The sequence below is a fragment of the Arenimonas sp. genome (assembly GCF_035312645.1).
In the GTDB taxonomy this organism is placed as follows: Bacteria; Pseudomonadota; Gammaproteobacteria; order Xanthomonadales; family Xanthomonadaceae; genus Arenimonas.
The window spans coordinates 1-11112 of the sequence record NZ_DATGBO010000056.1; the positions used below are offsets into that span (position 1 = coordinate 1).

Genomic DNA, 11112 nt, shown 5'->3' on the forward strand with positions numbered 1-11112 from the left:
GCGACTGTTTTCATCCGCAGAAGACGCACGCGGCGCATTCGCAAAGCGGGGCTCAAAAACAGAAGGCGTGGCGGTGTACTCGAGGGAGGAGGTCATGATGGCGTTCGCAAGTCGTAGCGCGCGGTGCGCGGGAGGTGTGCAACGACGACTCGCCGGTAATTCGCGGGTTCATGGTGATTCTCCTGAATTTTGTGTGTGTAGGAGCGATGGCAATCGCGACAAATTCGCAGCGCTCGGATTTATCGCGATTGCCATCGCTCCTACGCAACGCTACCCCTGCAGCCACGTCGCCTGGAATGTTTCCGGCGTCTCTTCGACAGCATCCGGCAACAGCCGCACCTCGCGCACATCGATCAGCCGCTGCAGTTGCCGGCACAGCACCTGCGGATCGCGCTCGCCATCGAGCAGCAGGCGTACCGACAGGCCACCATTGTCGGCGGCGTCGGTCTGCAGGCCGATCAGCGCGAAGCCGCGGCGCTCGATCGTGCCGAGCAGGCGCAGCAGCGCGCCCTCGGCGCGGTCTATTTCGATGGCGAGGGCGCGGCTCATGCGGCACAGCCCATCATTTCGGCATTCGATTTGCCCGGCGGCACCAGCGGCCAGACGTTCGCGCGCGGATCGATCTTGACGTGGCAGAGCAGCGGTCCTTCATCGCCGAGCAGACGCGCGATCGCATCGGCGACCTGGTCGCGACGCTCGACGGTGAATGCGGGAATGCCGAAGGCACGAGCGAGTTCGGCGAAATCCGGATTGTCAGAAAGATCGACTTCGCTGTAGCGCTCGGCGAAGAACAACTCCTGCCATTGCCGCACCATGCCCAGGCTGGAGTTGTCGAGCAGCACGATCTTCACCGGGATGCCGTAGCGCTTGAGCGTGGCGAGCTCCTGGATGTTCATCATGATCGAGCCGTCGCCGCTGACGCAGATGACGCGGGCATCGGGTTTGGCCAATTGCGCGCCGATCGCCGCCGGCAATCCAAAGCCCATCGTGCCCAGGCCGCCACTGGAAAGATGCGCGGCGCTGCGATTGACGCGCCAATGCTGCGCCACCCACATCTGGTGTTGGCCGACGTCGCTGGCGACGATCAGGCGGCCGCCGCCGGCCTCCGACAATTGCCTGAGTAGTGCGGGCGCGAACACGCCATCGCCGGGGGCGTCGTAGCGTTCGGCATGCTGCGTCTTCATCGCGCGGCAGTGCTGCTGCCAGGCCGTGATGTGCAGCGGCTGTGCCAGCGCCGGCAGCTGCTCGGCGAGTTTTCCACCAAGCCCGACATCGGCGCGACGCAGCTTGCCGATCTCGGCGGCATCGATATCCAGATGCAGCACCTTCGCATTCGGCGCGAACGTCGCCAGCTTGCCGGTGGCGCGATCATCGAAGCGCGCGCCGGCGACGATCAGCAGATCGCATTCCTGTACGGCGTGATTCGCCGCGGGATTGCCGTGCATGCCGAGCATGCCGAGATTGAACGGCGCATCCGGATCGACCGCACCCAGACCTTTCAACGTGTACACGGCGGGTAATCCGGTCGAGCGCATCAGCGAGCGCAGCGCCCATTCGGCATCGGCCATGCCCACGCCGCCGCCGACATAGAGCAGCGGACGTTGCGCTTGCGCGAGCAAAGCGCGTGCGCGCATCAAGGCTTCCGGCTCGTCGGCATTCGGCGCGCAGGTCCGGTAGTGCGGCGCACGCGCCGGCGCCGACGCGACCGCCACGTCTTTCGGAAGATCGATCAGCACGGGTCCCGGTCGGCCCGAGCGTGCTATCGCGAACGCCTCGCGCACCGTTGCATAAACATCTTCTGCGCGGCGCACGACATAGCTGTGCTTGACCACCGGCAGGCTCATGCCGAACACATCGACTTCCTGGAAGGCGTCGGTGCCCATCACCAGCGTCTGCACCTGGCCGGTGATCGCGACCATCGGAATCGAATCGAGATAGGCGTTGGCGATGCCGGTGAGCAGGTTGGTCGCGCCGGGCCCGGACGTCGCGAGACAGACGCCGACCTTGCCCGATGCGCGCGCGTAGCCGTCGGCCGCGAGCGCCGCACCCTGTTCGTGGCGCACGAGGATGTGCCGGATCGGGCTGTCCACGAGTGCATCGTAGACCGGCATGATCGCGCCGCCGGGATAGCCGAACATCAGATCGCAGCCTTCCGCTTCCAGCGCCTGCAACAACCATTGCGCGCCGGTGCGAACCTTCGTCGATTGTTCCTTTGAACCGTCCATATCAGGCTCCTGCGGGTGTCAACCAAGGCATGCGTGCACGCAAGGCGGCGCCGACCTGTTCGATCGGGTGCGCGAGATCGCGCTGCTTCATCGCCTTGTAGTTGCCGTTGCCGGCCTGGTATTCGGCGACCCATTCCCTGGCGAAGCGGCCATCGCGGATTTCCGCAAGAACTTCCCGCATGCGCGCGCGGGTTTCGTCGTTGACCACGCGCGGACCGCGGGTGAGGTCGCCGTATTGCGCGGTTTCGGAAACGAATTGATGCATCTTGGCGAGACCGCCTTCATGCAGGAGATCGACGATCAATTTCAGTTCGTGCAGGCATTCGTAGTACGCCACTTCCGGTTTGTAGCCGGCCTCGACCAGTGTCTCGAAACCCTGCAGCACGAGTTCGGTGGCGCCGCCGCAGAGCACGGCCTGCTCGCCGAACAGATCGGTTTCGGTTTCCTCGGCGAATTCGGTTTCGATCAGCATCGCGCGTGCGCCGCCGATGCCGGCGGCATAAGCCAGGACCTTCTCGCGTGCGCTGCCGCTGGCGTCCTGATGGATGGCATACAGACAGGGCACACCATGACCTTTTTCATATTCACGGCGCACCAGTGCGCCCGGACCTTTCGGCGCGACCAGAATCACGTCGATATCTGCGCGTGGCTGGATCTGATCGAAATGGATGTTGAAACCGTGCGCGAACAGTAGCGCCGCGTTCGCTTTCAGATGTGGCGCGATCGCTTCCTGATAAAGCGCCGGCTGCACCATGTCCGGTGTGAGCACGGCGACGAGGTCGGCCTGCTTCACCGCCTCGAATGGTTCAGCGACGCGCAGACCATCGGCCTGCGCTTTCTCCCAGCTCGGGCCGCCTTTGCGAACGCCGACGATGACATCGAGTCCGGACTCATGCAGGTTCAAGGCATGCGCTCGACCCTGGCTGCCATAACCGAGGATGGCGATGCGCGATTGCTTCAGGGCATCAGTGGTGGCGGCGGTGGTCATGGTGGTTCTCCGGTGGATGATGAAAGAATTTCAGCGATTTCCCTGTCATGCCCGCGAAGGCGGGCATCCAGCGTCTTTGAGTATCCGGTGCGAAAGTCACTGGAATCCCGCCTTCGCGGGAGTGACGTCGCGAATGAGCTTGGTGGTCATGCGCCATCCGTCACCGCGCCTTTCGCCGCCGATCCCACCAGCCGCGCATATTTCGCCAGCGCACCACGTGTCACCGTCGGTGCCGCCGCGCGCCATTGCGCACGACGCGATTCCAGATCGGCATCGGTTTCAAGTCGGCGGGTATCGGCATCGATCACCACGCGGTCGCCTTCGCGCAGCAACGCGATGGGTCCGCCGCGCGCCGCTTCCGGGGCGACATGTCCGACCATGAAGCCATGCGTCGCGCCGCTGAAGCGGCCGTCGGTGATCAATGCGACATCGTTGCCAAGACCACGGCCGACCAATGCTGCGGTCACCGCAAGCATTTCGCGCATGCCCGGGCCGCCCGCAGGACCTTCGTTGCGGATCACCAGCACGTCGCCAGCGCGGATGCGATCGGACTGCACGGCAGCGAACGCTTCTTCCTCGCTTTCGAACACGCGCGCCGGGCCGGCGTGATGCAGGCGGCCCTGTCCGGCGAGTTTCAGCACGCAGCCTTCGGGGGCGAGATTTCCGTACAGGATCGAATAACCGCCGCGTGGCTTGAGCGGATCGGCGACGGTGCGCACGACCTGTTGGCCTGGCATCGGCGCGGCGGCGGCATCGAGTTCAGCAAACAACGAACGACCCGTCACGGTCGGCGCATCGCTCAACATGTTCGCGCGACGAAGTTCGTTGGCGACGAGCGCGGTGCCGCCGGCAGCGGTCAGCTCAACGGCGGTGAAGCGACCGCCGGGCTTGAGATCGGCGATCACCGGCGTATCGCGCGAGGCATTTTCGAAATCCTCCAGCGTCAACGCGATACCAGCTTCGTGGGCGATCGCAAGCAGATGCAACACCGCATTGGTCGAACCTGCCGTCGCAGCGACCAGTCGCGCAGCGTTGCGGAATGCTTCGGCCGTCAGCATCTGCCGTGGAGTCCGTGCGTCCGCGAGGCACTGCATGGCGAGTTCGCCGCAGCGATACGCGGCGCCGGATTTTTCCTCGGCGGTGGCTGGAATATCGTTGAACCCGAGGGGCGAAAGGCCGAGCGCGGTGAGCACCATCGCCATCGTGTTGGCGGTGAACTGGCCGCCGCAGGCGCCCGCGCCGGGGCAAGCCTTCTTCTCGACATCGGCGAGTTGCGCGCAACTGATCTTTCCGGCGCCATGCGCGCCGACGGCCTCGAACACTTCCTGGATGGTGATCGATTTCCCGGCGAGCTGGCCGTGATCGATGCTGCCGCCGTAAAGCGCGACGCCGGGAAGATCCATGCGCGCCAGTGCCATCGCCGCGGCGGGGATCGTCTTGTCGCAGCCGCAGAGCACGATCACGGCATCGAGACAGTGGCCGGTGACCGCGAGTTCGATCGAATCGGCGATGAGTTCACGCGACACCAGCGAAGCACGCATGCCCGGTGTGCCCATCGCGATGCCATCGGTCACGGCAATCGTATTGAATTCGATCGGCGTACCACCGGCGGCGCGCACGCCCGCGGCCGCGGCCTGGGCGAGATCGCGCAGATTGAGGTTGCAGGGCGAGACGTTCGACCAGGTGTGCACAATCGCCACCAATGGTTTGGCGATAGCCGCATCGTCGAGCCCGGTCGCGCGCAACATGGCTCGGGCGGGGGCGCGATCAGGACCGAGCTTGATGGCATCGCTGTGCATTTTCTATCCCAGTGAGCGGTGAGTGGTGAGCCGTGCTGCTCAAGCCGCGCGTGCGGCTGCGTGTCGGGTGAGCGTTGCGACGATGGCGTCGGTGATGTCGTGGGTGTTTGCGTTGCCGCCGAGGTCGCGGGTCAACTCGCGCGTGTCCAGCACCGTGTGTACAGCGCGCTCGATGGCGGCAGCTTCATTGGCGAGTCCAAGCGAATGCCGCAACAACAGCGCCGCGCTGAGGATGCTGCCTATCGGATTGGCGCTGCCTTTGCCGGCGATGTCGGGCGCCGAACCGTGGATGGGCTCGTAGAGTCCGCGTCGACCTTCGCCCAACGAAGCGGACGGAAGCAGGCCCAGCGAACCTGCGAGCACGGCGGCTTCATCGGTGAGGATGTCGCCGAACAAGTTTTCGGTGACGAGCACGTCGTAGCGGGCCGGTTGGCTGAGCATCAGCATCGCCATCGAATCGACCAGCTGGTGTTCCAGCGTCACGTCCGGATAGTCGGCGGCGACGCGGATCGCGGTTTCGCGCCAGAGTCGCGACGTTTCCAGCACGTTCGCCTTGTCGATCGAGGTGACGCGGCCGCGGCGAGCGCGCGCGAGTTCGAAGGCACGGCGCAGAACGCGCTCGATTTCGACGACCGTGTAGCGGCATTCGTCGCTGGCACTGTCGGCATCGCGGCTGCGCCTGCCGAAGTAGCTGCCGCCGGTGAGTTCGCGCACGAACAGCAGGTCGACGCCAACGAGACGATCGGCCTTCACCGGCGACAGCGCCGCCGTGCGCGGGTGCACATGCACCGGTCGCAAGTTGGCGAACACACCGAGCGCAGCGCGCAATTGCAGCAGGCCTTGTTCGGGGCGCGCATTCGGATCGGACCATCGCGGCCCGCCGACGGCGCCAAGCAGCACGGCGTCAGCGGAGAGACAGGCCGCGCGTGTTGTCTCCGGCAAGGGCAGACCGGTCGCGTCGATCGCTGCGCCGCCGATCAGATGTTCGACGAACATGAAGTCGTGCGCGAACGTTTCCGCGATGATGCGCAAGACAGCCAGCGCGGACGCGGTGACTTCCGGGCCGATGCCGTCGCCGGGCAACAGGACGATGGTCGCCTTCATGCGCAAGCCTCGCGTCGCGTTTCGAACGCGGCGATCTGCGCTTCGTGGCGATGCAGGAAGCCGAGTTGATCGACACCTTCGAGCAGGCAGTGGCGCGAAAACGCGTCGAGTTCGAAGCGAAAGCGGCCACCATCGGGCAACTCGATGGTACCGGCAGCGATATCGATCGCCAGCTCGATGCCCGGATGCGCGAGCAGGTAGCGATGCTCGGCTGCGTTGAGCGTGATCGCGAGCAGGCCGTTCTTGAGCGCATTGCTGCGGAAGATGTCGGCGATCTCCGACGACAGCACCGCGCGCAGGCCGTAATCGAGCAGAGCCCAGGGCGCGTGTTCGCGCGAGGAACCACAGCCGAAACCACGACCAGCGACGAGTATTTCGCAACCTTGCGCATTCGGCTGGTTGAGTGCGAAGGCCGGGTCGGCGCTGCCATCGTCGCGGTAGCGCCAGTCGTTGAAGGCATGACGACCCAGGCCTTCGCGTTCGGTCGTAGTGAGAAAGCGCGCCGGGATGATGCGGTCGGTGTCGATGTTCTCGTGCGCGAGCACGGCAGTGCGCGAGCGCAGGTGGGTGAGGGGATTCATGCCGCCTGCTCCTCGGTAGTCATCGACACGCCGGCCATCGTCACGTCGCGCGGGTCGGCGATGCAGCCGGCCAGCGCCGATGCCGCGGCGACCAGCGGACTGGCGAGCACGGTGCGCACGCCCGGGCCCTGCCGGCCTTCGAAATTGCGGTTGCTCGTGCTCACCACCAGTTGCCCCGGTTGCGCGAGGTCGCCGTTCATCGCGATGCACATCGAACATCCCGGCTCGCGCCACTCGGCACCAGCGGCGCGGAAAACGCGATCCAGACCTTCCGCTTCGGCGGCGCGTTGCACGGCCACCGAACCAGGCACCACCAGCATGCGCAGTCCGTGCGCGATGCGACGATCGCGCAACAACTCGGCAGCCGCGCGCAGATCGCCGAGCCGTGAATTGGTGCAACTGCCGAGGAAGACCAGATCGACCGCCATACCGGTCATCGGTTCGCCGGCCTGCACCTGCATGTAGTCGAGCGCGCGCCGCTCCTGCGCATCCTTCGCCGCCGGCACCGGCGCATGCAGGGCGATGACCATGCCCGGATGCGTGCCGTAGCTGATGGTCGCGCGTACCTCCGCGGCATCGAGGTGCAGTTCGCGGTCGTAACTGGCGCCGTCATCGCTGGCGAGCGCGCGCCAGTCTTCGAGCGCACGCAACCATTGCTTGCCACGCGGTGCGCGCGGACGTTCCTGCAGCCAGGCGAAAGTGGTTTCATCCGGGGCGATCAGGCCGGCGCGCGCGCCGGCTTCGATCGACATGTTGCACAGGGTCATGCGCTCTTCCATCGTCAGCGCCTCGATCGCGCTGCCACGATATTCAAAGACATGGCCGATGCCGCCGTTGACGCCGATCTTCCCGGTCAGATGCAGTGCGAGATCCTTCGCGGTCACGCCTGCGGCCAGTCGACCAGTGACATGGATCGCGAAATTCTTCGGCTTGCGCTGCAGCAGGCATTGCGTCGCCAACACATGGCCGACTTCGGTGGTGCCGATGCCGAAAGCCAGCGCGCCGAAGGCACCATGCGTGGAAGTGTGGCTGTCGCCGCAGACGATGGTCATGCCCGGCTGCGTCGCGCCGAGTTCGGGGCCGATCACGTGGACGATGCCGCGGTGATCGCTGCTCCAGCCGTGCAGCTCGATGCCGGACTGCATGCAGTTTTCTTCCAGTTGCGCGACCTGCGCGGCGGCCTCGGCGCTGGCGTAGATGTGCTGGCCGAGATCATCGCGCGGCGTGGTCGGCGTCGAATGATCCAGTGTCGCCAGCACGCGTTGCGGGTGGCGCACCGGCAGGTTTCGTCGACGCAATTCCGCAAAAGCCTGTGGCGACGTGACCTCATGGACGAGATGCAGATCGACATACATCACGCCGGGCATCGCCTCGGTTTCCGCAACGACCTGGTGCGCGTCCCAGAGCTTGTCCAGCAAGGTGCGTGGGTTGGTGCTCATCACGCGGCCTCCCTGGCGGTTTCGGTTGCGGCGACGCTGATTGGCGTGAGCCAGCCCCAGCGATCCGCCGTGCTGCCGTCGAACAGACCAAAGAAGGCTTTCTGCAGCGCGCGCGTCACCGGGCCCGGTTGGCCATTGCCGACCAGTTTGCGATCGACCGAGCGCACCGGGGTGATTTCCGCGGCGGTGCCGGTCATGAAAATTTCGTCGGCGAAGTACAGCATTTCGCGCGGCAGGGATTGTTCGACGATTTCGTAGCCGAGTTCCTTCGCCAGCGTGAACACGCTGTCGCGGGTGATGCCGCAAAGGATGCTGGCGCCGGCGCTCGGCGTGTGGATGCGTCCCTTGTGCACGAGGAAAAGATTCTCGCCGGCGCCTTCGCTGAGCAGGCCGCCGGACGCGAGCGCGATACCTTCGACGAAGCCGCCGCGCACCGCTTCCTGCGCGATCAACTGGCTGGAAAGATAGTTGCCGCCGGCTTTCGCGCCGGCCGGATAGGTGTTGGGCGCGGCGCGATTCCAGGAGCTGACGCAGACATCGACACCGTTCTCCAGCGCGGCGGCGCCGTGCATGCTGCCCCATTCGATCGCGATGATCGCGACGTCGACGGCGATGTCGGCCGACGGTGCGAGACTGAAAGTGAAACCGGAACGGTAGGCGATCGGGCGCACATAAGCGCTGCTCAAACCGGTCGCGCGGATCACTTCGGCGCAGGCGGCATTGATCTCGGCGGGGGTGTACGGAATCGCGAGGTCGTAGATGCGCGCGGAATTGAACAGGCGCTCGGTGTGATCGGCGAGACGGAAATACTGTGGGCCGTCCGGTGTGGCGTAGACGCGCTCGCCCTCGAACACCGATGAGCCGTAATGCAGTGCATGCGCGCCGACGTGCACGCTGGCCTCATTCCAGGGCTTGATGCGACCGTTGTGCCAGAGCAGGGAAGGGGCTTTCATGGTCATGACTCCATCAGGACTGGTTGGCGACAGCGCGTGTGTTTTCAGGCGACGTGCAGGGATGCACAAGCGTCGCGGGAGGCAGGATGCCGGGAGCGACGGTGAGGCGCTCGATGCGATTGACGACTTCCAGCGCGGCGAGCGCGGCGGCTTCGACGATGTCGGTGGACACACCTCTGCCGCGCACTTCGCGGCCGGCATGGTCGACGGTGAGCGTGGCCTGGCCCTGGGCGTCACTGCCGAGGCTCAGCGAACGCACCTGGAAATTTCCGATCTGCAATGCATGCCCGGTCGCGCGCTCAATGGCCCGCAGAACCGCGTGCACGGGACCGTCGCCGATCGCTGCTTCGCTCGCCGAACGCCCGTCCTCGTGCGCGAGCCGCACAGTCGCCGACGCCATGCCGCCGACATGGCTGGAGCTGTGCAGTTGCGCGATGCGCCAGGGGCCGAGGGCTTCGGGGTCGCGACCCATCGCGATCGCTTCGAGATCGTTGTCGAAGACTTCGCGCTTCTTGTCGGCCAACGTCTTGAAACGCGCGAAGGCATCGTCGAGCTGCGTTTCGTCGAGTGCGTGACCCAGCGCCAGCAGGCGTTCGCGCAAGGCATGCCGGCCGCTGTGTTTGCCCAGCACCAGCTGCGAACGCGCGAAGCCGACGTCCTCGGGCCGCATGATTTCGTAGGTGCCGCGATGCTTGAGCATGCCGTGCTGGTGGATGCCGGCTTCGTGCGCGAAGGCGTTTTCACCGACCACGGCCTTGTTGCGCGCCAGTGGCATGCCCAGCAAATTGCTGAGCAGGCGCGCGGTCGGATACAAGCGCGGCGTGAGGATGGCGGTGTCGACGCGGTACAGCTCGCTGCGTGTTTTCAACGCCATCACCACTTCTTCCAGCGCGGCATTGCCGGCGCGTTCGCCGATGCCGGTGAGCGTGCATTCGACCTGGCGCGCGCCAGCGACAACTGCGGCAAGACTGTTGGCGACCGCCATGCCGAGGTCGTCGTGGCAGTGCACGCTCAAGACCGCGCGTTCGATGCCGCGCACGTGCTGCTTGAGGTAGGCGATGCGTTCGGCCATTTCCGCCGGCGTGGTGTAGCCGACGGTGTCGGGCACGTTGAGCGTGCGTGCGCCGGCTTCGATCGCCGCCGCCATCACCTCGGCCAGATACTCGGGCTCGGTGCGCATCGCATCTTCGGCCGAGAACTCGACGTCGTCGCAGAGCTCGCGCGCCCGGCGCACGCCGGCCATCGCCGCATCGATCACCTGTTGTTTGCTCATGCCCAGCTTGTGTTCGCGATGCAACGGGCTGGTGGCGATGAACACGTGGATGCGTGGATGCCGGGCGGGTTCGAGGGCGCGTGCGGCGGCTTCGATATCGCCGATCTGACAGCGCGCCAACGAGCACACGGTTGGTCCGCGCAGGTCGCCGGCGATCGCCCGCACGGCGGCGAAGTCATCATCGGAAGCCTGCGCGAAGCCGGCCTCGATGATGTCGACGCCCAGCTCGGCCAAGGCCTGCGCGATGCGGCGCTTCTGCGCACGCGTCATCGAATAGCCGGGCGCCTGCTCGCCGTCGCGCAAGGTGGTGTCGAACACGCGCACGCGTTCGCGTGGCGGATTCGAAGCAATGGTGATTTCGGGATTCTTTTGCATGGTTCGCTTCCGCGAGCCGGGCAACAAAAAACCCCGCATCCGTTTCCGGGTGCGGGGTTTCAGGTATTTTCGTCAGGATTTACTCGTCAGACGAACGCCCTCAGCCCGCACCTCCGGTGATAATAAGGACGAGTACGAGCGCTACGAGGGCGAGGCCGTAAACCACAGCTGCGTTCGCGACCGGGAGAACCCGGGCGTCGATCGCGATGGCAGTGGTGTGGTGGCGAGGCATGGGTCGAGACTAAGCGGACGTTTTGCGCTGTGTCAACAGGAAGATTAGAGCCGGGGTTCTATTCGAAGTGTCCGGCATTCCCAGTGGAGCAATATGGAATGCCGGGAAATTTCATCGCTCTGCAGGAGCGGCGCGAGCCGCGA

9 protein-coding genes are annotated in these 11112 nt (G+C 65.4%); all 9 read right to left on the reverse strand.

The window, feature by feature from the left end; genetic code table 11:
- Positions 1 to 270: 270 nt before the first annotated feature.
- On the reverse strand, positions 271 to 549 hold the full coding sequence (locus tag VKM35_RS05110; protein WP_324319034.1) for an ACT domain-containing protein: 279 nt from the start codon (positions 547 to 549) through the stop codon (positions 271 to 273).
- Entirely contained in the window at positions 546 to 2225 is a 1680-nt protein-coding gene (gene ilvG, locus VKM35_RS05115) for an acetolactate synthase 2 catalytic subunit (RefSeq protein ID WP_324319036.1), read from the reverse strand. The genes VKM35_RS05110 and ilvG overlap by 4 nt, the downstream gene beginning before the upstream one ends.
- A 1-nt stretch (position 2226) precedes the next feature.
- The gene (ilvC, locus tag VKM35_RS05120) at positions 2227 to 3213 is read right to left on the reverse strand and encodes a ketol-acid reductoisomerase (RefSeq protein ID WP_324319038.1); all 987 of its coding nucleotides are present in this window, start codon (positions 3211 to 3213) and stop codon (positions 2227 to 2229) included.
- Between the two features lie 146 nt (positions 3214 to 3359).
- A complete protein-coding gene (gene ilvD / locus VKM35_RS05125; protein ID WP_324319040.1) occupies positions 3360 to 5012 on the reverse strand; it encodes a dihydroxy-acid dehydratase in 1653 nt (550 codons plus the stop codon).
- Between the two features lie 39 nt (positions 5013 to 5051).
- Positions 5052 to 6116: a 3-isopropylmalate dehydrogenase gene (gene leuB / locus VKM35_RS05130; RefSeq protein WP_324319042.1), complete on the reverse strand. Its 1065-nt coding sequence runs from the start codon at positions 6114 to 6116 to the stop codon at positions 5052 to 5054.
- The gene (gene leuD / locus VKM35_RS05135; protein ID WP_324319044.1) at positions 6113 to 6697 is read right to left on the reverse strand and encodes a 3-isopropylmalate dehydratase small subunit; all 585 of its coding nucleotides are present in this window, start codon (positions 6695 to 6697) and stop codon (positions 6113 to 6115) included. The genes leuB and leuD overlap by 4 nt, the downstream gene beginning before the upstream one ends.
- The gene (gene leuC / locus VKM35_RS05140; protein ID WP_324319046.1) at positions 6694 to 8136 is read right to left on the reverse strand and encodes a 3-isopropylmalate dehydratase large subunit; all 1443 of its coding nucleotides are present in this window, start codon (positions 8134 to 8136) and stop codon (positions 6694 to 6696) included. Before leuC ends, leuD begins: the two co-directional genes overlap by 4 nt.
- Positions 8136 to 9089 (reverse strand): branched-chain amino acid transaminase, encoded by a 954-nt coding sequence (locus VKM35_RS05145; RefSeq protein WP_345785872.1) that lies wholly within the window; start codon positions 9087 to 9089, stop codon positions 8136 to 8138. The genes leuC and VKM35_RS05145 overlap by 1 nt, the downstream gene beginning before the upstream one ends.
- A 13-nt stretch (positions 9090 to 9102) precedes the next feature.
- The gene (locus tag VKM35_RS05150; protein ID WP_324319051.1) at positions 9103 to 10737 is read right to left on the reverse strand and encodes a 2-isopropylmalate synthase; all 1635 of its coding nucleotides are present in this window, start codon (positions 10735 to 10737) and stop codon (positions 9103 to 9105) included.
- Positions 10738 to 11112: the final 375 nt, after the last annotated feature.